22 protein-coding genes are annotated in these 21,287 nt (G+C 60.7%); 10 read left to right on the top strand and 12 right to left on the bottom strand.

Features of this window, described 5'->3' with window-relative positions:
* Nucleotides 1-131: 131 nt before the first annotated feature.
* From BT199_RS11225 to BT199_RS11200, 6 genes are read left to right on the top strand one after another with little or no spacing between them, the layout of a single operon-like run.
* A complete protein-coding gene (locus BT199_RS11225; protein WP_072434485.1) occupies nucleotides 132-1,961 on the top strand; it encodes an extracellular solute-binding protein in 1,830 nt (609 codons plus the stop codon).
* Complete coding sequence (locus BT199_RS11220) at nucleotides 1,958-3,790, top strand: extracellular solute-binding protein (protein WP_072434484.1); 1,833 nt, start codon at nucleotides 1,958-1,960, stop codon at nucleotides 3,788-3,790. Before BT199_RS11225 ends, BT199_RS11220 begins: the two co-directional genes overlap by 4 nt.
* Nucleotides 3,791-4,864, top strand: coding sequence for a microcin C ABC transporter permease YejB (locus BT199_RS11215; protein WP_072434483.1), 1,074 nt, complete (start codon nucleotides 3,791-3,793; stop codon nucleotides 4,862-4,864).
* A 1-nt stretch (nucleotide 4,865) separates the two neighbouring features.
* Nucleotides 4,866-5,885: an ABC transporter permease gene (locus BT199_RS11210; protein WP_072434482.1), complete on the top strand. Its 1,020-nt coding sequence runs from the start codon at nucleotides 4,866-4,868 to the stop codon at nucleotides 5,883-5,885.
* A gap of 1 nt (nucleotide 5,886) precedes the next feature.
* Complete coding sequence (locus BT199_RS11205) at nucleotides 5,887-7,488, top strand: ABC transporter ATP-binding protein (protein WP_014718252.1); 1,602 nt, start codon at nucleotides 5,887-5,889, stop codon at nucleotides 7,486-7,488.
* A 35-nt stretch (nucleotides 7,489-7,523) separates the two neighbouring features.
* Nucleotides 7,524-8,417: an AraC family transcriptional regulator gene (locus BT199_RS11200; protein ID WP_032903836.1), complete on the top strand. Its 894-nt coding sequence runs from the start codon at nucleotides 7,524-7,526 to the stop codon at nucleotides 8,415-8,417.
* Here the strand turns inward: BT199_RS11200 and BT199_RS11195 are convergent.
* Nucleotides 8,359-8,946 (bottom strand): LysE family translocator, encoded by a 588-nt coding sequence (locus tag BT199_RS11195; RefSeq protein ID WP_072434481.1) that lies wholly within the window; start codon nucleotides 8,944-8,946, stop codon nucleotides 8,359-8,361. The two genes, BT199_RS11200 and BT199_RS11195, sit on opposite strands and share 59 nt — an antisense overlap.
* A 409-nt stretch (nucleotides 8,947-9,355) precedes the next feature.
* On the opposite strand from BT199_RS11195, the gene BT199_RS11190 reads away from it, so the two are divergent.
* Nucleotides 9,356-9,844 carry a hypothetical protein gene (locus tag BT199_RS11190; RefSeq protein ID WP_058410579.1) on the top strand — a complete coding sequence of 163 codons (489 nt, stop codon included), beginning with the start codon at nucleotides 9,356-9,358 and terminating at the stop codon, nucleotides 9,842-9,844.
* Here the strand turns inward: BT199_RS11190 and BT199_RS11185 are convergent.
* Nucleotides 9,828-10,310: a GNAT family N-acetyltransferase gene (locus BT199_RS11185; RefSeq protein WP_014718249.1), complete on the bottom strand. Its 483-nt coding sequence runs from the start codon at nucleotides 10,308-10,310 to the stop codon at nucleotides 9,828-9,830. The genes BT199_RS11190 and BT199_RS11185 overlap by 17 nt on opposite strands.
* A 176-nt stretch (nucleotides 10,311-10,486) precedes the next feature.
* Between BT199_RS11185 and BT199_RS11180 the strand changes: the two genes are divergently transcribed.
* Complete coding sequence (locus BT199_RS11180) at nucleotides 10,487-10,822, top strand: hypothetical protein (RefSeq protein WP_014718248.1); 336 nt, start codon at nucleotides 10,487-10,489, stop codon at nucleotides 10,820-10,822.
* Here BT199_RS11180 and BT199_RS11175 read toward each other — a convergent pair.
* Nucleotides 10,812-12,425 carry an ATP-binding response regulator gene (locus tag BT199_RS11175; protein WP_032903839.1) on the bottom strand — a complete coding sequence of 538 codons (1,614 nt, stop codon included), beginning with the start codon at nucleotides 12,423-12,425 and terminating at the stop codon, nucleotides 10,812-10,814. The genes BT199_RS11180 and BT199_RS11175 overlap by 11 nt on opposite strands.
* A 181-nt stretch (nucleotides 12,426-12,606) precedes the next feature.
* Between BT199_RS11175 and BT199_RS11170 the strand changes: the two genes are divergently transcribed.
* On the top strand, nucleotides 12,607-13,209 hold the full coding sequence (locus tag BT199_RS11170) for a LuxR C-terminal-related transcriptional regulator (protein WP_014718246.1): 603 nt from the start codon (nucleotides 12,607-12,609) through the stop codon (nucleotides 13,207-13,209).
* A gap of 13 nt (nucleotides 13,210-13,222) precedes the next feature.
* Here the strand turns inward: BT199_RS11170 and BT199_RS11165 are convergent, their stop codons facing one another.
* Nucleotides 13,223-13,852 (bottom strand): ribonuclease T2 family protein, encoded by a 630-nt coding sequence (locus BT199_RS11165; protein WP_038449954.1) that lies wholly within the window; start codon nucleotides 13,850-13,852, stop codon nucleotides 13,223-13,225.
* Nucleotides 13,853-13,897: 45 nt separating this feature from the next.
* Nucleotides 13,898-14,875: a Gfo/Idh/MocA family protein gene (locus BT199_RS11160; protein WP_014718244.1), complete on the bottom strand. Its 978-nt coding sequence runs from the start codon at nucleotides 14,873-14,875 to the stop codon at nucleotides 13,898-13,900.
* Nucleotides 14,876-15,001: 126 nt separating this feature from the next.
* On the opposite strand from BT199_RS11160, the gene BT199_RS11155 reads away from it, so the two are divergent.
* Nucleotides 15,002-15,364 carry an NUDIX hydrolase gene (locus tag BT199_RS11155; protein WP_014718243.1) on the top strand — a complete coding sequence of 121 codons (363 nt, stop codon included), beginning with the start codon at nucleotides 15,002-15,004 and terminating at the stop codon, nucleotides 15,362-15,364.
* A gap of 15 nt (nucleotides 15,365-15,379) precedes the next feature.
* On the opposite strand, the gene BT199_RS11150 is transcribed toward BT199_RS11155, so the two are convergent.
* The 7 genes from BT199_RS11150 to purB all read right to left on the bottom strand — a co-directional run bounded on the left by BT199_RS11150 (nucleotide 15,380) and on the right by purB (nucleotide 21,272).
* On the bottom strand, nucleotides 15,380-15,628 hold the full coding sequence (locus BT199_RS11150; protein ID WP_014718242.1) for a DUF1652 domain-containing protein: 249 nt from the start codon (nucleotides 15,626-15,628) through the stop codon (nucleotides 15,380-15,382).
* A gap of 400 nt (nucleotides 15,629-16,028) precedes the next feature.
* Nucleotides 16,029-16,289 (bottom strand): hypothetical protein, encoded by a 261-nt coding sequence (locus BT199_RS11145; RefSeq protein ID WP_019820299.1) that lies wholly within the window; start codon nucleotides 16,287-16,289, stop codon nucleotides 16,029-16,031.
* A 4-nt stretch (nucleotides 16,290-16,293) separates the two neighbouring features.
* A complete protein-coding gene (locus BT199_RS11140) occupies nucleotides 16,294-16,740 on the bottom strand; it encodes a GNAT family N-acetyltransferase (protein WP_072434480.1) in 447 nt (148 codons plus the stop codon).
* A gap of 98 nt (nucleotides 16,741-16,838) precedes the next feature.
* Nucleotides 16,839-17,168, bottom strand: a complete 330-nt coding sequence (locus BT199_RS11135) for a hypothetical protein (protein WP_003191756.1) — start codon at nucleotides 17,166-17,168, stop codon at nucleotides 16,839-16,841.
* Nucleotides 17,169-17,278: 110 nt separating this feature from the next.
* Entirely contained in the window at nucleotides 17,279-18,352 is a 1,074-nt protein-coding gene (locus BT199_RS11130; protein WP_014718237.1) for a class I SAM-dependent methyltransferase, read from the bottom strand.
* Nucleotides 18,353-18,390: 38 nt separating this feature from the next.
* Nucleotides 18,391-19,839, bottom strand: a complete 1,449-nt coding sequence (locus tag BT199_RS11125; RefSeq protein ID WP_014718236.1) for a class-II fumarase/aspartase family protein — start codon at nucleotides 19,837-19,839, stop codon at nucleotides 18,391-18,393.
* Nucleotides 19,839-21,272 carry an adenylosuccinate lyase gene (gene purB, locus BT199_RS11120; RefSeq protein WP_072434479.1) on the bottom strand — a complete coding sequence of 478 codons (1,434 nt, stop codon included), beginning with the start codon at nucleotides 21,270-21,272 and terminating at the stop codon, nucleotides 19,839-19,841. Before purB ends, BT199_RS11125 begins: the two co-directional genes overlap by 1 nt.
* Nucleotides 21,273-21,287 lie beyond the last annotated feature (15 nt).

Below are 21,287 nucleotides of genomic sequence, written 5' to 3'. Positions count from 1 at the left end.
GTGCCACCCTATTCGCGAGCAAGCCCGCTCCCACATGGGCCTATAGCCGATTTCAAGATGCTTTTTCCAACCGGAACAAGCTGTTACTGTACCGATCATAAAGCCCAAGCCGCCTGGATCGGATCTCTGACTTGAAGCGTCCCCTCCTTCTACTAATAAGCCTGGCCTTGAGCTTTGCGGCGAACGCGACGATCACCGAGAGCCACGGTTATGCGCAGTTCGGCACACTCAAGTACCCGGCCAAATTCACCCATTACGATTGGGTAAACACTGCAGCGCCCAAAGGCGGGACGCTGCGGGTGATGGCATTTGGCACCTTCGATACGCTCAACCCCTACACCTTCAAGGGTTCAAGCCCGGTTTCCACCGCCAACTTCCTGCAGTACGGCGTCAACGAGCTCAATGAACCCTTGATGGTGGGCACCGGGCAATACGCGCCGTCGGGCGATGAACCCACCTCCAGTTATGGCCTGATTGCCCAGTCGGTGGAATACAGCGAGGACCGCAGTTGGGTGGTGTTCAACCTGCGCCCCGAAGCACGCTTTCACGACGGCAAGCCGATCACCGCCGATGACGTGGCGTTCTCCTATCGCACCCTACTGACCGAAGGCCATCCGCAGTACCGCACCAATCTGCAAGAAGTGGCACGGGTCGATATCCTCAACCCTCACCGTATCCGCTTTGTGTTCAAGCGCGCCGGCAACCCCTTGCTGATCCTGCGCCTGGGCGAGTTGCCGGTGCTGCCCCAGCACTATTGGAAAAACCGTGATTTCAAGGCCACCACCTTCGAGCCGCCCCTGGGCAGTGGGCCTTATCGCATCACCAAGGTTGCGCCTGGGCGGCAACTGGTGTTTGAACGGGTCAAGGATTACTGGGGCAAAGACCTGCCGGTCAACCAGGGTTTCTATAACTACGACAAGGTTGAAGTGGAATTCTATCGCGACAGCGACGTGGCCTTTGAAGCCTTCAAGGCCGGTGAATTCGATATTTATATCGAGCATCAGGCCAAGAACTGGGCTACCGGTTACAACTTCCCGGCGGTCAACCGCGGCGATGTGATCAAGGCGCAGATCGCCCATCAGATCCCCACCCAGAGCCAGGGCCTGTTCATGAATACCCGGCGACCGGCGTTCAGCCAGGCCAAGGTGCGTGAAGCCCTGGGGTTGATGTTCGATTTTGAATGGACCAACCGCACGCTGTTCAGCAGCGCCTACAAGCGTTCGGTGAGCTATTACCCCAACAGTGAATTCTCGGCCACCGGTCTGCCCGTGGGCCATGAGTGGTTGATGCTCTCGCCCTACCGCGACCAACTGCCGGCCGCGCTGTTTACCCAACCGTTCAGCCTGCCGCACACCGATGGCCGCGGCATCCCCCGCGAAACCCTGCGCCAGGCCCTGGCCCTGCTCAGCGAGGCCGGCTGGAAACTGTCGGGGCAGCGCCTGCTGGACAAGGGCGGGCAACCGCTGCGCCTGGAAATCCTGTTGGTCAACCCGAACCTTGAGCGCATCCTGCAACCTTATGTCGAAAATCTGACCCGCATCGGCATCGACGCCCGCTTGCGCACCGTTGACCGCGCACAGTACAAACAGCGCCTCGATCAATTCGATTTCGACATGATTCTGATGACTCTCAACCAGACCTTGAGCCCCGGTCTTGAGCAGTGGCAGTACTTCCACTCCAGCCAGGCCGCAATCAAGGGCAGCAAGAATTACGCCGGTATCGCCAACCCGGTGGTCGACCACCTGCTGGACCAACTGCTGGCGGCGCAGACCCGCGACGAACAACTGGCTGCCGGCCGCGCCCTGGACCGGGTGCTGCTGTGGCAGCACTACAGCATTCCCAACTGGTACCTCAACTATCATCGCCTGGCGTACCGCAACCGGTTCGCCTTCGTCACCACGCCGCCCTACAGCCTGGGCCTGAGCGCGTGGTGGCTGAAAGCTTCGGAGAAAGCCCAATGATGTCCTTGCGTACTACCCTGCTCGCCAGCCTGTTGCTGTGCACCGCGGCGCACGCCGCGCCGCAACATGCGCTGACCCTCTACAACGAGCCCCCCAAGTACCCCGCCGACTTCAAGCATTTTGACTACGTAAACCCAGACGCACCCAAGGGCGGGACCTTCCGCGAATCGGCCATGGGCGGCTTCGACAGCCTCAACCCCTATATCAGCAAGGGCGTGCCGGCAGACAACCTGCCGCTGATCTACGACACCTTGGCCATGCAAAGCCTGGACGAACCCATCACCGAATACGGCCTGGTGGCTGGCAAAATCGAAAAAGCCCCGGACAACAGCTGGGTGCGCTTCTATCTGCGCCCCGAAGCGCGCTTCCATGATGGCCACCCGATCCGCGCTGAAGACGTGGTGTTCACCTTCCAGACCCTGATCAAGGAAGGCAACCCGCTGTACCGCAACTACTACGCCGACGTCGATGAAGTCGTGGCTGAAGACCCGTTGCGCGTGCTGTTCAAGTTCAAGCGCACCAACAACCGCGAATTGCCGCTGATCCTGGGGCAGTTGCCAGTGCTGCCTAAACACTGGTGGGCGACCCGGGATTTTTCCAAGGGCAATCTGGAAGTCCCCTTGGGCAGCGGGCCTTACCAAGTGGCGGAGGTCAAGCCAGGCCGTATGATTCGCTACGAGCGGGTCAAGGATTATTGGGCCAAGGACCTGCCGGTCAATAAGGGCTTCTACAACTTCGATACCCGCATCACCGATTACTACCGCGACAGCACCGTCTCCCTGGAAGCCTTGAAGGCCGGGCAGTTCGACTACTGGTTGGAGTTCAGCGCCAAGAACTGGGCCAATGCCTACAATATTCCAGCGGTGAAAGAAGGCCGTTTGATCAAGGAAGAAATCCCCAACGGCAACCCCACCGGCATGCAGGGCTTCGTGTTCAACATGCGCAAGCCGATGTTCCAGGACGTGCGGGTGCGCAAGGCCATCAGCCTGTTGCTGGATTTCGAATGGAGCAACAAACAGCTGTTCAACGGTGCCTACACCCGTACCCGCAGCTATTTCGAAAACTCGGAAATGGCCGCCACCGGCCTACCCGGTCCGGACGAGCTGGCGATTCTCGAGCCGCTGCGCGACAAGATCCCTGGCGAAGTCTTCACCCAGGCATTCGAACCGTCCCACACCGACGGCAGCGGCATGATTCGCACCCAACAGCGCGAGGCCTACCAACTGCTGCAAGAAGCGGGCTGGAAGATCGTTGACGACAAAATGGTCGACAATACCGGCAAACCGGTGACCATCGAGTTCCTGCTGGCCCAGACCGAGTTCGAGCGCATCCTGCTGCCGTTCAAGCGCAACCTGGCGGACCTGGGCATCGACCTGGTGATTCGTCGGGTGGACGTCTCGCAGTTCGTCAACCGCCTGCGCTCCCGCGACTTCGACATGCTGGTGGGCAGCTTCCCGCAATCCACCTCGCCGGGTAACGAGCAGCGCGAGTTCTGGAAATCCTCCAGCGCCGACAAGCCCGGCAGCCGCAACTACATGGGCCTCAAGGACCCCGCCGTCGACCAGTTGGTGGAAGAGTTGATCGACGCCGGTTCGCGGCAAAGCCTGATCGCCCACGCCAGGGCGCTGGATCGCGTGCTGCAGTTCGGCTACTACGTGATTCCCAACTGGCACATCAAGACCTTCCGCGTGGCGTACTGGGACCACCTGGGCCACCCCAAGATCTCGCCACGCTACGACGTCGGCACCGCGACCTGGTGGAGCAAACCAGACGTCACCCCTGCCGTCCCCCTGGACACACGCGCCGATGCGGCGAGCGGAGGCGATTGAATGCTGGCCTATATTGTTCGCCGCCTGTTGCTGATCATCCCCACGCTGTTCGGGATCTTGCTGATCAACTTTGTCATCATCCAGGCCGCTCCCGGCGGCCCGGTGGAGCAAATGATCGCCAAACTCGAAGGCTTCGACGGCGCCACCAGCCGCATTGCTGGCGGCGGCGCCGAAGTTGCGGTGGCCGGTTCCAGCTACCGTGGCGCCCAGGGCCTGGACCCGGCGCTGATCAAGGAAATCGAAAAGATGTACGGCTTCGACAAGTCGACGCCGGAACGCTTGTGGATCATGGTCAAGAACTATGCCCAGCTGGACTTCGGTGACAGCTTTTTCCGGGACGCCAAGGTCATCGACCTGATCAAGGAAAAGATGCCGGTGTCCATTTCCCTGGGGTTATGGAGCACCCTGATCATGTACCTGGTGTCCATCCCCCTGGGGATCGCCAAGGCCACGCGCCACGGCAGCCATTTCGATGTGTGGACCAGCTCGGCGATCATCGTCGGCTACGCGATACCGGCGTTCCTGTTTGCGATTCTGCTGATCGTGGTGTTTGCCGGTGGCAGTTATTTCGACTGGTTCCCCTTGCGCGGGCTCACCTCCAACAACTTCGAGGAGTTGAGCTGGGGCGCCAAGATCCTCGATTACTTCTGGCACCTGGCGCTGCCCGTCACTGCCCTGGTGATCGGCAACTTCGCGACCATGACCCTGCTGACCAAGAACAGCTTTCTCGACGAAATCAACAAGCAGTACGTGGTCACCGCCAAAGCCAAGGGCCTGACCAATCGCCGGGTGCTGTATGGCCACGTGTTCCGCAACGCCATGCTGCTGGTGATCGCCGGTTTCCCTTCGGCCTTCATTGGCATCTTCTTTACCGGCTCGTTGTTGGTGGAGGTGATCTTCTCCCTCGACGGCCTGGGCCTGATGAGCTTTGAAGCGGCGATCAACCGTGACTACCCAGTGGTGTTCGGCACGCTGTTTATCTTCACCCTGCTGGGGCTGATCGTGAAACTGATCGGCGACCTCACCTACACCCTGGTCGATCCGCGAATCGACTTTGCCAGCCGGGAGCATTGAGATGAACCTGTCCCCCCTCAATCGCCGCCGGTTCGAGCGGTTCAAGGCCAACAAGCGTGGCTGGTGGTCGCTGTGGCTGTTTCTGGTGCTGTTCGTGCTGAGCCTGGGCGCCGAGTTGATCGCCAACGACAAGCCCCTGGCGGTGCACTTCGACGGCGGCTGGTACTTCCCGGCGCTCAAGCGCTACCCGGAGACTACCTTCGGCGGTGAATTCCCGCTGGAAGCCAACTACAAGAGCCCGTATATCCAGGAACTGCTCAAGGCCAAGGACGCCTGGACCTTGTGGGCGCCGATTCCGTTCAGCTACCAGAGCATCAATTACGACCTGAAAGTCCCGGCCCCGGCGCCGCCGTCCTCGGTCAACCTGCTGGGCACCGATGACCAGGGGCGCGATGTGCTCGCGCGGGTGATCTACGGCTTTCGCGTGTCGGTGCTCTTCGCCCTGACCCTGACCATACTCAGCTCGATCATCGGCGTGATTGCCGGCGCCTTGCAGGGCTTTTATGGCGGCTGGGTCGACCTGGCCGGGCAACGTTTCCTGGAGATCTGGTCCGGCTTGCCGGTGCTCTACCTGCTGATCATCCTGGCCAGCTTCGTGCAATCCAACTTCTGGTGGCTGCTGGGGATCATGCTGCTGTTTTCCTGGATGAGCCTGGTGGATGTGGTGCGCGCCGAGTTCCTGCGCGGGCGCAACCTGGAGTACGTGCGCGCGGCGCGGGCGCTGGGCATGCAGAACGGCGCGATCATGTTTCGTCACATCCTGCCCAATGCGATGGTCTCGACCATGACCTTCCTGCCCTTCATCCTCACCGGCGCCATTGGCACCCTCACCGCCCTGGACTTTCTCGGCTTCGGGCTGCCGGCAGGTTCGCCGTCGCTGGGTGAGCTGGTGGCCCAGGGCAAGTCCAACCTGCAAGCGCCGTGGCTGGGCATGAGTGCCTTTGCGGTGCTGGCGATCATGTTGAGCCTGCTGGTGTTTATCGGCGAGTCCGCTCGCGATGCGTTCGACCCGAGGAAATGAGATGAATCCGGACAATCTGATCGAAATCCGCGACCTCAGTGTCGAATTCGTCACCGGCGAGCACCACCACCGGGTGGTCAACCACGTCAGCTTCGACATCAAGCGCGGCGAAACCCTGGCGCTGGTGGGTGAAAGCGGTTCGGGCAAATCGGTCACCGCCCATTCGATCCTGCGCCTGCTGCCCTACCCGTTGGCCAGGCATCCGTCGGGCACTATCGAGTATTCAGGGCAAGACCTGCTGACGCTTAAAGAGAAGACCCTGCGGCATATACGCGGCAATCGGATTGCGATGATCTTCCAGGAGCCGATGACCTCGTTGAACCCGCTGCACTCCATCGAAAAACAGATCAACGAAGTGCTCGGCCTGCACAAGGGCCTGACCGGCAAGGTCGCCACCCAGCGCACGTTGGAATTGCTGGAGCTGGTGGGTATCCCCGAACCGCACAAACGCCTCAAGGCCCTGCCCCATGAGCTGTCCGGCGGCCAGCGCCAGCGGGTGATGATCGCCATGGCTCTGGCCAACGAGCCGGAGTTGTTGATTGCCGACGAGCCGACCACGGCGCTGGATGTCACCGTGCAGTTGAAGATCCTGGAATTGCTCAAGGAGCTGCAGGCGCGGCTGGGCATGGCGCTGCTGCTGATCAGCCACGACCTCAACCTGGTACGGCGCATCGCCCATCGTGTGTGTGTGATGCAGCAAGGTTGCATCGTTGAACAGGCCGATTGCGAGACACTGTTCCAGTCGCCCCAGCATCCCTACACCCAGGAATTGCTCGCGGCGGAGCCCAGTGGTGGGCCAGCCAACAATGATGTCGGCCCTCCGCTGCTGGAAGTGGACGACCTGAAAGTCTGGTTTCCGATCAAGAAAGGCTTTTTGCGCAATACCGTCGATTACGTCAAGGCTGTGGACGGCATCAACTTCAGCCTGCCCCAGGGCCAAACCCTGGGCATCGTTGGCGAAAGTGGCTCGGGCAAGTCCACCTTGGGCCTGGCAATTTTGCGCCTGATCGGCAGCCAGGGCGGGATTCGCTTCGAAGGCCAGCAACTGGACCGCCTCAGCCAACAGCAGGTGCGCCCGTTGCGCCGGGAAATGCAGGTGGTGTTCCAGGACCCGTTCGGCAGCCTGAGCCCGCGCATGTGCGTCAGCGAGATCGTTGGCGAAGGCCTGCGTATCCACAAGATGGGCACGCCCGCCGAACAGGAAGCGGCGATTATCGCGGCGCTCAAGGAAGTGGGCCTGGACCCCGAATCCCGGCATCGCTACCCCCATGAATTTTCCGGCGGCCAGCGCCAACGCATCGCTATCGCCCGAGCGCTGGTGCTCAAGCCGCGCCTGATCCTGCTGGACGAACCCACCTCGGCCCTGGACCGCACGGTACAGCGCCAGGTGGTAGAGTTGCTGCGCGGTTTGCAGGCCAAGTACAACCTGACCTACCTGTTTATCAGCCATGACCTGGCAGTGGTGAAGGCGCTGAGTCACCAGTTGATGGTGGTCAAGCAAGGCCAGGTGGTGGAGCAAGGCGATGCCCAGGCTATTTTTGCTGACCCGCAACATGCCTATACCCGGCAGTTGCTCAAGGCGGCTTTTTTGGTGCCGGCCTGACGGCACGCGGGTGCAAATGCAGGAGAAATAACGCCATGTCGCTCAGCCCAATCGCCCGTCCCGCAGACACGCCGCGCTTCTGGCGCGACGAACGCCTGCCGTTCATCGAAGCGCGCACCATCGCCGACGGGCGCAAGGTCACCTACACCCGGCACGCCCATGAGCATTTTTCCATCGGTGCGATCACCACCGGCTGCAGCTATTACCACTACGGCGCGCGCACCTTCGAAATCAGCGCCGGCACCGTGGTGCTGATGAACCCAGGCGATGTGCATGCGTGCAACCCCATCCATGACCAGCCCTGGTCCTACCACATGCTGTACCTGGACACGCCCTGGCTGACCGACCTGCAATACCAGCTGGGGTTCAGTACCGACCAGGGCTACCGGCCATTCGACACGCCCCATACCCGCGACACCACGCTGTACCACGGCTTGCTCGACCTGTACCGCACGCTAGTGGATGAACAGGCCGAACTGCTGCAAAAACAGAGCACGCTGGTGAGTTACTTCACCGAGGTGCAACAGCGTCTGAACCCTTCGTTGGCACCGGTACGCGAGGTCAACCACAAACTCGAACGCGCCGCCGACTACATCCGCGCTTACTGCACTCAGGCCTTGAAACTCGAAGACATCTGCCAGGCGGCCGATCTGTCGCCGTCTTACCTGATCCGCGCGTTCAAGCAGTATTACGGCTTGACGCCCCACGCCTTCATGGTCAACCGACGCATCCAGTTTGCCCGCAGCCAACTGCGCAATGGCGCACTGATTGCCGACGTCGCCCTGGCCGCGGGCTTTGCCGACCAGGCGCACTTCCAGCGCACCTTCAAACAACACTTCGCGGCCACGCCGGGGCAATACCGCGAGAACCTCAAGCCATCAGCAAATAACCCACACTGGCCACCAGCAACGCGGCCATTGAGCGGTTGAACAGCCGTACACCTTTGGGGTTGTTCAAGTAGCGGCGTAAAAACGTCCCCGCATACACCCAGCACGCCACCGACAGGTAGCAGATCACCAGGTAAAGCGCGGCAAACAACCACACCTGCGCCGCATCGCCATCAGCCACAAACAACCCCATGCCTGCCACACACGCCAGCCAGGCTTTCGGGTTGAGCCACTGCATGATCGCGCCATACAGCATCGACGGCGCGGTGTCGGTACCGTCAGCGTCCAGCCGACCATCGTCCACGGCGAGTTTCCACGCCATGTACAACAGGAACGCAACTGCGCCCCAGCGGATCAATTGGATCAGTATCGCCCAGCGCACCAGCACTTCATGCAGCCCCAGGCCGATCAGTATCAACAACAAGGTGAAACCTACGGCGGCGCCCAACACATGTTTCTGGCTGGCGACAAAACCGAAACGCGCGCCGGCACTTAAAGCAACCACATTGACGGGGCCGGGCGTGATGGACGTGGCCAGGGCGAAAGCGGCCATGGAGAGGATCAAGCTCATTACAGTTCCTTGTGTGATGCCAACGATGTTGAGATCACGGTAACGCGCCGGGCGATGAGCGTATTGAACAAAATGCCCCTGGGCGCTTCAGAAACGAACGCTGATCTGATGGATGCCCCCACGATCAAACTATGGGAGCTGGCTTCCACATTGGTCATGCATCGCCCAAAGGATCTACGCCTGGCACCGGTCCCCAGTGGGAGCGGGCTTGCCCGCGAAGGCGGCGTGTCAGCCACTGCATCTTTAACTGAACCACCGCTTTCGCAGGCAAGCCAGCTCCCACATTTGGACCGTGGGGCGTCACGGGAGCAAGCGCCCTCGCCACAGGTACAGCGCGTGGCCACTTGGAGGGGATGACACCGCCTCACCCTTGGTATCCTGCCACTCCAACCCACAGGGACCCGTGCGCATGCAAATCAACCCAGCCTTTATCCTTCACCAGACCGAGCACTGGCAGCTCAACCACCACCTGACCTCAAAGCTGCCCGGTTACCTGATGCTGGGCGCCAGGGCGCCGATTGACGCCCTCCCCGACATGCCTGAAGCCGCACTGGCCGAACTGGGCGGCCTGCTCGCCAATATCCAGCGGGTGATGCAAACCCAGCTCCAGCCAAAATGGCTGTATATCAGCCGTTACGGCCATATGCCGGGCTTACCGCTGCATTTTCATTGCATTCCCGTCTATGACTGGGTAGAGCAAGCGTTCTGGCGGGACGAACGCTATCGCTCGCTGAACGCTTTCGGGACGCCCCCCCTCGAACCCATGACCGATGGCGCTGAACTGACCCTGTTCGTATGGCGCGAGTTTGGCGAGAGCCTCACCCCGCCGCCGATTCAAGGGCCAGGGATAGAGCCTGTGATCGAGCAATTGCGCGCTGCATTCAAACGGGACTCATAACCCGCAACCGCTTCACCATCGGTACACACGCCAGCACCAACCCGGACGGCGAGCGGTACACCGCCTGCTCATCGCCCACATACCCGCACGCTCTATAAAAACTCACCGCGTTCAGTGTCGCATCCAGCACAACCTGTTCAATCGCCCGCTGCTGCGCCATACGCTCCAAGTGAGCAAGCATCACTTTGCCAAACCCTCGCCCGCTGAATAGGGGCAATACAAACAAGGCTCCGATTTCATGGCTGGCAAGATCCAGCATGCCAGTGACGACTGGTTTGCCATTGAACCATCCCATGTAGAACTGTTTTTCCATCAGCGCGCCGTAGCCATCACTGGCGCGACCTCGGGTCCAGAGCGCCATTTGTTCAGCGCTATAGGCGCCAATGCATTGGCCGCGAATGGCCTCGCGACGAATCTCAAACGCACGCTCGGCGTCGTCCGGCGTGGCACGTTTTATCTCCAGCATCGCAAGCTCCTTCCGTGACCTCAAACTGCCATTAGCCCATTTGTGCTAATCGACCCTACCTCACGGCAGCGCTATATTCCGCGGCACTTCCAACGTTCTCACCCACACCGCGCATTCCGTGCGCGCGGGTTCGTTGCGCGTTGGAAAAACCAAAACAACCCCAAGGAAGAAGCACCATGAAACTCTACTCCCCTGTCACTCGCTTTGCCCTGCTGGGCGCCTTGATCATCGGCGTCGCCGGTTGCAGCAATATCAAGCCCACCGAAGATCATCTCAAGAAGCTGTCGGAAACCAATCTGGGCGAGCCGGTAAAACGTATCTCCAATGTGCGCAGCGACTCCATGACCACCTACTACGTCGCTAACACAGCCTCCGGCGAGTACAACTGCTCCGTACCCAGTGGTGCCAGCGGCGGCGCGTTCGCGATTGCCAGCTTCGGCCTGATGAAGCCCGCGGCCTACTGCATGCCCAAGGGCGCCAAAGGCAATGGGTTGACGCCGTTCATGCAGTAATATTTTCCTGGCTGAGCGCTCGCAGAGTGCCGCGCAGTTCCGCAGGGCGTACCGGTTTGGACAAAATAGCGATCTGACGATCGTGCAACGCGGCCTGGATTTTCTCCACGTCGTGCCCGGTAAGGATCAGCGCTGGCACCGCCCAGCCGCGTTGCTGGCGTAACTGGTCGATGCATTCGATGCCGGTGGCGTGGTTGCCCAGGTCATAGTCGGCAACGATGATGTCGCAGTCACTGACCAAACCCTGCCCCGTGGACTCGGCCTGCACTTGGCACCCCCAGCGCTCCAGCAGGGCCTGGGTGGCGAGCAGCACGTTGTAGTCATCTTCCACCAGGCACACCTTAAGGCCGGTGAGCAGCCCGGCTTGGCGTGCATCGTCGCGCAAGGCCGGTTGACGCGGCGCGGTGGCCAAGGCTAGGCCATGCAGGCTTACTGAGGTGCCATGGCCGACCCGCGAACGCAGGCTCACCTGCAACCCCATCAATTGCCCCAGGCGCTTGACGATGGACAGCCCAAGGCCCACACCTTCGACGTCCTTGTCACGCAGTTGGCGCACGCGATAAAACTCTTCGAAGACCTTTGACAGATGCTCCTTGGCAATCCCCCGCCCCTGGTCGTGCACCTGCACCACCACGCCGTCATCACGCATGCGCACGCCAATCAGCACCGGTCGTTGCGCCCCGTACTTGAAGCAATTGGAGAGCAGGTTCTGCACCATGGTCGCCAGCATGGCCGGATCAACCAGCACCCAGTGGGCACAGGGGCGCAGGCGCAGCTCCACGCCCGCCCAGCGAGCAGCCTCGGCGTTCTGGCGCACGAGGTCGGCAAGGAAGTCGCCCAGGTGGATCACTTGGTATTTGGGCAACAGGCGCCCGTTGTCGAGGGTGTAGAGGTCGAGAATCGAGCGGAACAATTGCGAGACGTTAAGCAGCGAGCGGTCGATATTGTCCACCAAGCGCTGTTCGTCCTCGCCCAAACGGGCTTCGCGCAGGCAGGCGGTAAACAGGCCAATGGAGTGGATCGGCTGGCGCAGGTCATGGCTGGCCTGGGCGAGAAAACGGGATTTTTCCAGGTTGGCGGCGATCGCCTGCTCGGAGGCCTTGCGCGTGCGCTCCAACAGGATATGGGCATACACCGGGATCACCGTGCTGGTGATCATCAGCATCAGCACCATGAATGGTTGTGCCTGCCACAGCGGCGTGAGTTGGTACACGATCAACAGCGCCAGCAACGCCAGCCCCGTCGCAATTGCCAGGTAGCGCGAACCGTAGCGCATGCCGTTGCCCAGGTTCACCCAGACCATCACCGCATACAGCGGCAATGCCGCCTCACCGCCTACCACCAGGCCGAACGAAGTGCCCGTGTAGTCGTGGATCATGCCAAAGATCCGCCGCGCCGGATAATGCCCGGGCCAGCGTGCGATCACTTGGCGAAGCACGATGGACGCCAGCAGGAACAGCAAGATATACAGGATCACCGGCAGATAGGTGTCCAGCGACTGCCCAGGCAAAAAGCCCAGCACGCCGATGTAAACGATAGCGATGCTGGCCACCACGATGCGCAGGTTAGCCTGATCGAGTTCGGAGTTAGTCTCGGGGCTCATCGTCATATCCTTGACCTATCATCTGAAGGAGCGAGCTTGCTCGCGAAAAACGTCAACGATAACGCGTTTGACCTGGGAGTACGCGGTGCCTGTGCGTGCTTCACGAGCAAGCTCGCTCCTATACCGGCGGTAAATAAATTAGCATGCCTCGACACAACCTTGCCCCAGGAAGGAGCTCGCCATGACCGGCCGAATCATCATCGCCGACGACCACCCCATGTTTCGCGAAGGCATGACGCGCACCGTGCAGCGCCTGCTGCCGGGCGCGGTGGTGCAGGAGGCCGGCGACCTGGCCACGGTGAATGCGTTGCTGTGCGAAGCGGGCGAGGTCGATACCTTGATCCTCGATTTGCGCTTTCCCGGCCTGACCTGCATCAGCCAACTGGCCGAACTGCGCCAGCAACTGAAACGCACCACCTTGGTCCTGGTGTCGATGGTCGATGACCCCGCGCTGATCGAACAGGTCATGGCCTTGGGCGCCGACGGTTTTATCGGCAAGAACATCGCCCCGGACGAGATCGGCCAGGCCCTGCTGGCGATCCGCGAAGGCGAAGTGCTGGTCAAATTCGCCCCTTCAGGCCTGCTGCCCCTCGACACCCACACCCTCACCACCCGCCAGCAGGAAGTGCTGCGCCTGATTGCCCAGGGCAAGACCAACAAGGAAATTGCCAAGGCCCTGAATATCTCGCCGTTTACCGTACGTATCCATGTGTCGTCATTGTTGCGCAGCCTGAATGTCCCCTCGCGCGCTGCAGCTGCGGTGAAGTATTCCGGCGAGTTCTAGGCGATTGCACGGCTCAACGCTGCGCGGGAATACGAATACCGCCCCCACGGCATTGGCTTTTCACACTGCGCGGGCAACCGGCAAAGGCCAGGTCCTTGGTCAGGCACACCCGTACCTCCGACAACACCTTTCCCTTGCAGATCACCGCCATCCCGTGGTTACCCATACGCGGGTTGCTCGCGCGAAACAGCGCCTCGATCTCACTGGCCGGCAATGACGGCGGCGTATTAAACGGTTGCAACTGCTGCGGGATGGCGACCGCACCGAGCGCTACATCGGTCTTCTCCAGATATTCCAACGGTTCGAGCCCACTGCAGGTGCCATGCGTGGCCCACTCATGCTTGAGCAGCGCGCGGGTGGGAAACAGCGCAGCGCCCTTGTCCATTTCTACCTCGCTCAAGCGCGTCTGCGGCGTACAGGACGCCGGCCACCCTCCCCGTGCGTATTGCGGCCACAAACCGTGCAGCACAAAGCCGTAGCCCTTACCCGAGCATTGCTCGTTGCCTGGGTGCGTCAGGCAAAACGTGGGTGACCACGATAACGACAGCACATAGAAATCAAACTCGCCCGACTGCCCTTGGCTGCGTGGCGCCGCCGTTGTCGCGGTGGCGATCAGCAGCCACACCACCATCCAGTATTTCATCCCGGTATTCCTTTAAAAGAGTGAAGCCTTACGCTATTGCCACGACTAGGGATGCTGGGAATAACGGTGTAACACCTTGTCCAGGATGATATCGGTCTTCAGCGCTTCGATGGCCAGCGACGGATGCTCGGCCTCGCCACGAATATGCGCGTTCATGTTCAGGACATGGTGCCATTGAATATGGGTGTGACACGGCACCTCTAACACCTCGGTGGTCTCGCCTTCAAGACGCAGCGGCTGGTCGTCGAACACCGAAAATTGAATACGGCCGCGACTGCCGATCAGTTCGACCCGGTCTTCGCGGCGGTCCGCCACAAAATTCCAGCAGCCCATGCCCAATGCACCGCTGGCAAATGTCCAGCAGGCCGTCACTGCGTCTTCTGCCGCGTAGCGTCCTGCCTGTCGTGCGGAAAAGCCTGAGACCTCGACGATGTCCCCGGCCAGGTACTGGAACAGGTCGAACCCATGGCTGGCCAGGTCGGCAAAGTAGCCGCCACCGGCAATGGCCGGGTCGGTGCGCCAATTGCTGGCGTCGGTGTCTGTAACGGCAGCGGGTTTGCACAAGGTCCAGGTCAGGTGACGCAACTCACCGATACGGCCTTCCTGCAGCCAGGTGCGCACTTGCTGAAAGCGTGGCAATGAACGCCGGTAGTAGGAGACAAACAGATGCAGCCCGGCGCGCTCGAATGTGCGCTGCATCAACGCGCTCTGTTCAGCATTCAGCGACATCGGCTTTTCGACGCAGCAATGCTTGCCCGCCGCCGCCACCCTCAAGGCGTATTCAAGATGGCTGTCGGGTGGCGTGGCGATGTAGACCGCATCCACCTCGGGGTCGTCGATCAAGGCCTGGGCATCGGTATAACAACGGGCAATACCATGGCGCGCCGCGTAATCGCGCACCGCCTCGGCACGCCGCCCCATCACGGCGACCAAGGCCGAACCTGGCGCTTTATAGAAAGCCGGTCCACTCTTCAATTCAGTGACACTGCCACAGCCGATCATGCCCCAGCGTATGGTCTTCATCTAATGTCCTCGGTCGTATTCGTCAATCGGGCAGTATCCACATACCGGCCCTGGCGCGCCATAACCACTTAGCATGACAATTGCATTACACTTTTATGACACTCATTCGGCGCGGGGGCACATTCGATGAAAATTAGGGCAACCGTCATTTGCGAACATGAGGGGCATATCCTCTTCGTGCGCAAGGCCAGATCAAAATGGGCATTGCCCGGCGGGAAAGTCGAAGCGCACGAGCGCCCTGTCGGCGCGGCGGAACGCGAACTGGAAGAAGAAACCGGGTTAAACGTGGACGGCTTGCTGTACCTGCAAGAGCTCAAGGCCCGCGACACCGTCCACCATGTGTTTGAGGCCTCGGTGGTCAATATCGACGAGGCACGGCCGTGCAATGAGATTGTCGATTGCCAGTGGTATGCCTACAGCGCCCTGGACGAGCTGGACACCACAGACGCCACCCGCCACATCGTCAAATCCTTCCTGCGGCGCCTCTGACGCCCTGGACAGCCGCTAACCCACCGCCGCGAACCCGCGGCGCCCGGCCTTTATCTCGGCACGCAACTCACCAATCAGGTTGGCGATGGCACGGATGCTGTCCAGGCCCTCGGGCGATACGCGGGTCAGCAGCAAGTCGACACGACCGGACGCAGGCTCGAACACGCTGATGCGCAGTGAGCCGTCGCTGTTGAGGCAGCACTCACACGCAAGCGGCAGGAAGCCTGAAGCCATGATGCGGTTGAATTCGGTGATGGAAATCATGATCAGCCCCCCGTCCCTGGGTTCTACCCGATTGAGGCGATGCAAGCAGCATAGATAAGGTTTTGCCGGCCACCGGACATTTAATGCAACAGTGTTAACCAGCCCTCATTTCGTCGGGCATAAAAAGTCATGTACTGGGGGCCGAGATTAAATCGCGGGCAAAAAAAATCCCAAGTAGCTGATGGAAACTTGGGATTTAAAAATGCATAAACCGTGGGAGGTGAACGCCCGGCTATAGTAGCGATTGTAAAAACATGTAACAAGAATATTTTAATCCTTTCGTCGGATTGAAAGCATCGTAAGTCATTCAATAACCACATATTTTTTAAGGTGGAAGGCGGCAGTCGTGCTACTTTTTGGTGCAAGTAACGGGCATAAACCCACGTATAAAAAAGGGTTATTAATCCGGTGCCGTACTTTTAAGTAATTGTTCACTTAATTGCTTGCACGTTTCTTGAAGGGCCTCACGACTCGAAGCGGTGGCGCCCACCACAGCCTCCAAGTGACGACACAGCGCCAAACGTTCAGCGGCTTCTTCACGTTGGCGGTCGACCTTGGCGTTGAGCTGAACAAAATAGAACCCCAGTAACACGGCGACAACCAGCACGCCCGCCGCGAAGTAGCGCAAGCTGTTGGACGATGAAGGCGCTGGGGCATTCATGGCCTTATGGCGCCCTGCTCTTTTCATAACGCACATCATCGCCATCGACCGGGCCCACGACAGACCAGCCCAGGCGCTGATAGAACCCATTGGCCCGGATCTCATCACGCCCATCAGTCACCAGGTACGCCGTGTCGTGGCGCTCAAACAGGGCCGCCTCGGCCACCGCCATCAGTTGACGGCCCAGGCCAAGCTTCTCGTGCGATGGCAGCACGAACATCGCGAACACTTCACCTTCATCCAGGTCGACCATGGAAAACCCCGCCGCCTGGCCGTCCACTTCCGCGATCCAGCCACAAGGTGCTGCGCGCAACGTGTCGCTCAATACCAGCGGGGTAATCCCCAGGCCAGCCATCTGTTCAAGGCTCAGGTGGTTTTGCACCACCGAGGTGCGAATCGCGCACAGCGTGTCGACGTCATCAGGTGTTGCCGTTCGAATCAGCACTTGCATACCGGCCTCCATAGAAGAAGTGCGCAATTGTATGCAAATACTCACACGGGGTTTGTCGTGGATTTGTAAAGGCCCTACGGCTGGTGCGGGGCTACGAATTACTTGCGCGCCACCTTGTAGCGCAGGCAATCCTGGTAAAAGCTTTGACGAATTGCCTCGGGCTTGAGCCGTGAGCGACTGTCATAGGTCTGCTCGGTGATGCCCATGGCCATCATGCGCATCCACGATTTGCTGAACTTGAGGGTCTGGATCTTCTGCCGGGCCGCGTACAGCGAAACGCCGGATAACTTGAGTTCCTGGGCCCTGGCGGCCGTGCCTGCGCCCCAACTGCACATGTACTTGTCACCCTCGCGCAATTCCCTGGCCTGCGCGACAGTCGCGCCGCCGGCCAGGGAGCAGGCAATCAGCATCATTCCCACAGAGCGCATTTGCATCCTCACCTAACCACCTGAAAATAAAAGTGATTTTGGCGAGGATTTTGTTACAAAGGGGCCATTAAATTGCCTTACTGCGCAAAGCGACTCGCGGATGCTTTCTATCAAGGCTTGAGTTCGAACAGCGCCGGCATCGGTGGCCACTGCGAAGGCACTTTACGAAAGCGGCTGAACCCGGCTGCTTCAGCCATCTGGCGGGCACGCTTCTCGCCCATGAACGCGCCCAGCCCGGCGCCGCCATGGGACAGCGAACAGGTCATGCAATAGAGGGTGCTCTGCGGGTACATGACGCGTCCGAACAGGTTCATGTTCTCGTGCAGTTCTTCGGACAGGTTGAGCTCCACCATCAGGTAGGTGCCGTCCTCGGCCGTGGCGGCGCGCAAATCCTTGAGCATCTGCTGGGGGTCGGTAGCATCGTGGATCACCACAAAGGTGGTCACGAAGTCGAATTGCTGGCCGCGCAACGCATCGGAGTCGTTCACCTCGAATTGCACCCGGTCACCCACGCCGGCCGCCTCGGCGTTGGCCCGCGCCAACTCGATGGAAGGCAGGTGGAAATCGCAGCCGACAATGCGCGCCTCAGGATAGGCCTTGGCCATGGTGATCGCCGCCAGGCCCGCCCCGCAGCCAAAATCCAGGACACTGCCGCCGGTCTTGAGCTTCTCTTCGACGCCATCCAGGGATGGAATCCAGTGCTGGACCAAGTAATGCTTGTACCAGGGCATGGTCATGCGCTCCATGCCTTTCCAGGTTTCCAGCGGGAACGCCTCTTCAGCGCAGCCACCACCATGGCGGAAGGCTTCGATGACCTTGGGCGCCATGCTCACGAACGGCACGCTCAGCTGAATGATGCCGCCGGCGAAATACGGCGAGTCTTCATCGGCCAGCACCGGCACAAATTCAGCCGGCATCTGGTAGCGGCGGGTTTGCGCGTCGTAGGTCACATAATTGCCGGTGGCCATGCTGCCCAGCCATTCGCGCAAGTAACGCGCGTTGTAGCCAGTCTTGTGCGCCAACTCTTCCAGGGTCACCGCCTGGCCGTCGGCCAATGCCTTGAACAAGCCGAGTTGGTCGCCGATGTAGAGCATGGCACCGCGCAGCGTGTTGCCGTAATCCTCCATGATCCGCGCCGAGAACTGTTGGACCTTGGCTTTATCAACTTCCATAACGTTGGACATCTGTCGCTCCTTGATGAATTTGCAAGTCTGTTAAGGGATCAATGGCCGGCGAGTTTGGCCAGCACGTTGTCAACGATGCGCTCGGACATGCCCAGGTGGGTCCTGGGCTCGAACAGCCGTGCCAGGGCGCCGTCACTCATGACAGCAAGCACCCGCGCATCGGCCTCGATTGCCTCGCGGATCGACACGTGATTGCGCTGGCTGGCCTGGGATACTTCGAAGATGATCTGGTAGGCGCTGCTCTTGCCCAGCTTGCGCGCCATTTCGAACACCACCGCTTCGGTGCAGATGGCATCGCCATACGCCTGGGCGGTGCCTTCCATCTTCTGCACATTCACGGTGAGCCCGTCGATGGTCTCGGTCAGAATCGAGAGCGCCATCAATGCATAGTGGGAAACGTCCGCGACCGCGCACCACTCCAGCCGCGTACCGCGGTAATCGCGCTCATGCTCAAGAATCATCGCGTCCAGCGCGAGCATGACCTGGGCCTTGGCCAGCCGCGCCAACACCACCACCTGCTCGCAGCCTTCGGGGTTGCGTTTGTGCGGCATGGTGCTGCTGCCGATCTGCTGGTCGCTCCAGCCCACTTCCACTTCAGCGATTTCCCAGCGATTGAGCGTACGGATTTCATCGGCTACGCGGGCCAACGAGGCGGTAACCATGGCCAGGGTGCTGACGAACTCCGCAACGCGGTCACGGGACACATGCCAGCCCGTCAGGGGCACTTGCAGCGACAAGCGCTGGGCAAAACGCTCCAGCATCGGCATGGCGTCCGGGCCGAACGCCGCCATGGTGCCGACCCCGCCGAACAGTTGCACCACCAGTACACGCTGGCGGGCTTCGGCCAAGCGCTGCTGGTGGCGCAACAGCTCATCGATCCAGCCAGCGACCTTCAGCCCGAAGGTGGTCGGCAAGGCGGGAATCGAGTGGGTCCTGGCGACCATCAGCGAGTCACGGTGCGCATCGGCCAGGGTCGACAACTTACCCAGCAAAGTCTCCAGGGCCTGGTCCATCGCATCAAGCACATCGCGCATCTCCAGGGACTGGGCGGTGTCCTGTATGTCTTGGGTGGTAGCGCCGTAATGCACGTATTCACGGGCACTGGGGCTGCAATTTTTTTGCAGGGCGCTCAGCAATGGCATCAGCGAATGCCCAGTGGCAACCACACCCTCGGCCAGTTGGCGCACATTGATGCCCGATAGCAACGCGGCCTTTTCGATCTCCAGGGCCGCCTCGCGCGGGATGATGTTGACATCGGCCTGCGCCATGGCCAGCGCGGCTTCCACGTCCAGCCAGCGTTGCAGGCGACAATGACTGCAAAAAATCTTGCGGCTCTGCGGGCCGGCATAACCCGAACCGTGGGTTTTCGAATCGAGGATGTGGCTGTGTTCGTGGCGGCATTGCTCGCCGTCATGATCAAAACCTGGGTGGTCCGAACGTGCGGTGCAAGACGCACGAGCTGTCGTTTCCAAAGTTTGCGCATCCATCACATACCCTCCGTAGCGTACAGGGACTGATTGGTATTGCCTTGGGTTGCCATCAGTGCTTCAGCGCCATCGCCTGAAGCGCGAGGTCGTGCTTTAGTTGCCACCAGATCGACCATTTCGGCCGCCAGCCCTGTGTAGGCCGTCGGGTCAAGCAAGTCATCGAGCATTTGTGGGCTGAAACAACCGCGCAGTCGAGGGTCGCCAAGCAGCGCGTCGCGAAAGCAAACGCCCGCGTCTTGGGCCTGCTGGGCGATGTCGTGCACCAGGTGATGGGCCGTCTGCTTGCCACACCGAGGCGCCAGCGCAAGCATCACGCGCTCCGACAGGATCAGCCCGCCCAACAAGTCCAGGTTGCTGCGCATGCGCGCTTCACGCACCTCCAACCCCGCCAGCAGCAAGCCTTCCATACGAGCGAGCAACGCACCGGCGTAAATGAACAGCTCGGGTAAGGCCGCCCATTCGATGCGCCAGGTGGTGCCGTCACGCTCGTGCATCTGGAAAGCCGCATCGGTCAGCGCAACCATCTGCGCACGCACCAGCCGTGACAGCGCGCTGATCAGGTCCACCGTCGACGGGTTTTGCTTGTGGGGCATGGTGCTACTCCCCACTTGCCCGGCTCGCCGCCCCTCGCGCACTTCGTCGATCTCGGTGCGCTGCAGGTGGTAGATCTCATTGGCGACACGCCCCAACGTCGCCGACGCCTGCACCAGCAGCCACGCCGCTTCCAGGATGCGGTCGCGGGCGCTGTGCCAACTGGTCAACGGCGCCGCCAGGCCGAGGCTTTCCAGGGTGCGGCGCTGCACGTCCAAACCCTGCGGGCCAAGCCCGGCCAGGGTGCCCACGGCGCCGGTCAGGTTGCCGACCATCACCCGGGCGTAGGCTTCGTCAAAGCGTTCAAGGTGTCGATCAATCTCATCGACCCACACCGCCACCTTGTAGCCGAACGTGGTGGGCAATGCGTGTTGGCCATGGGTTCTGGCGACCATCGCCGTGTGCTTATGGCGCAGGGCGAGCGTGAGCAGATGCCCGCGGATCCCGCGCAAACGCTGCACTACCAGGCCCCAGGCATCGCGGATTTGCAGGATGAGGCCGGTGTCGAGGATGTCCTGGGTGGTCACGCCGTAATGCACGTATTCGCCCAGCCCATCGGCGCATAACCCCTGCAAGGCGCGCAGGGTCGGCACCAGGATGTGCCCGGTTTCCAGGCCCTCGCGCCCCAACGCATCGAGGTCCAGCAGTTCCACGCTGGCTACCCGGGCAATCTCCCGGGCGGCCTCGTGGGGGATGAGGCCCATCTGCGCCTGGGTCGCCGCCAGCGCTGTTTCAACATCGAGCCACTTCTGCACCTGATTGGCATCAGAGAAGATTGCAGCAAATTCCGGGGACGAGTAAGCGCCCCCGTGGATACGGGATTCAGTGATATGACTTGGCATGTCGGGTTACTCGGG

Source organism: Pseudomonas sp. NFR02, from assembly GCF_900119375.1.
Taxonomy (GTDB): Bacteria; Pseudomonadota; Gammaproteobacteria; order Pseudomonadales; family Pseudomonadaceae; genus Aquipseudomonas; species Aquipseudomonas paracarnis.
The sequence above is the reverse complement of the archived record's forward strand: the minus strand, read 5'-3'. Positions and strand labels throughout refer to the sequence as shown.

Bases quoted from the DNA above. Each gene is read 5' to 3' on its own strand.
- BT199_RS11210 (WP_072434482.1), top strand. From the start codon at position 4,866: ATGAACCTGTCCCCCCTCAATCGCCGCCGGTTCGAGCGGTTCAAGGCC.
- BT199_RS11155 (WP_014718243.1), top strand. From the start codon at position 15,002: ATGAAAATTAGGGCAACCGTCATTTGCGAACATGAGGGGCATATCCTC.
- BT199_RS11165 (WP_038449954.1), bottom strand. From the start codon at position 13,852: ATGAAATACTGGATGGTGGTGTGGCTGCTGATCGCCACCGCGACAACG.
- BT199_RS11175 (WP_032903839.1), bottom strand. From the start codon at position 12,425: ATGAGCCCCGAGACTAACTCCGAACTCGATCAGGCTAACCTGCGCATC.
- BT199_RS11160 (WP_014718244.1), bottom strand. From the start codon at position 14,875: ATGAAGACCATACGCTGGGGCATGATCGGCTGTGGCAGTGTCACTGAA.
- BT199_RS11190 (WP_058410579.1), top strand. From the start codon at position 9,356: ATGCAAATCAACCCAGCCTTTATCCTTCACCAGACCGAGCACTGGCAG.
- BT199_RS11145 (WP_019820299.1), bottom strand. From the start codon at position 16,289: ATGAATGCCCCAGCGCCTTCATCGTCCAACAGCTTGCGCTACTTCGCG.
- BT199_RS11140 (WP_072434480.1), bottom strand. From the start codon at position 16,740: ATGCAAGTGCTGATTCGAACGGCAACACCTGATGACGTCGACACGCTG.
- BT199_RS11185 (WP_014718249.1), bottom strand. From the start codon at position 10,310: ATGCTGGAGATAAAACGTGCCACGCCGGACGACGCCGAGCGTGCGTTT.
- BT199_RS11135 (WP_003191756.1), bottom strand. From the start codon at position 17,168: ATGCGCTCTGTGGGAATGATGCTGATTGCCTGCTCCCTGGCCGGCGGC.
- BT199_RS11200 (WP_032903836.1), top strand. From the start codon at position 7,524: ATGTCGCTCAGCCCAATCGCCCGTCCCGCAGACACGCCGCGCTTCTGG.
- BT199_RS11215 (WP_072434483.1), top strand. From the start codon at position 3,791: ATGCTGGCCTATATTGTTCGCCGCCTGTTGCTGATCATCCCCACGCTG.
- BT199_RS11125 (WP_014718236.1), bottom strand. From the start codon at position 19,839: ATGGATGCGCAAACTTTGGAAACGACAGCTCGTGCGTCTTGCACCGCA.
- BT199_RS11195 (WP_072434481.1), bottom strand. From the start codon at position 8,946: ATGAGCTTGATCCTCTCCATGGCCGCTTTCGCCCTGGCCACGTCCATC.
- BT199_RS11205 (WP_014718252.1), top strand. From the start codon at position 5,887: ATGAATCCGGACAATCTGATCGAAATCCGCGACCTCAGTGTCGAATTC.
- BT199_RS11180 (WP_014718248.1), top strand. From the start codon at position 10,487: ATGAAACTCTACTCCCCTGTCACTCGCTTTGCCCTGCTGGGCGCCTTG.
- purB (WP_072434479.1), bottom strand. From the start codon at position 21,272: ATGCCAAGTCATATCACTGAATCCCGTATCCACGGGGGCGCTTACTCG.
- BT199_RS11130 (WP_014718237.1), bottom strand. From the start codon at position 18,352: ATGTCCAACGTTATGGAAGTTGATAAAGCCAAGGTCCAACAGTTCTCG.
- BT199_RS11170 (WP_014718246.1), top strand. From the start codon at position 12,607: ATGACCGGCCGAATCATCATCGCCGACGACCACCCCATGTTTCGCGAA.
- BT199_RS11220 (WP_072434484.1), top strand. From the start codon at position 1,958: ATGATGTCCTTGCGTACTACCCTGCTCGCCAGCCTGTTGCTGTGCACC.
- BT199_RS11150 (WP_014718242.1), bottom strand. From the start codon at position 15,628: ATGATTTCCATCACCGAATTCAACCGCATCATGGCTTCAGGCTTCCTG.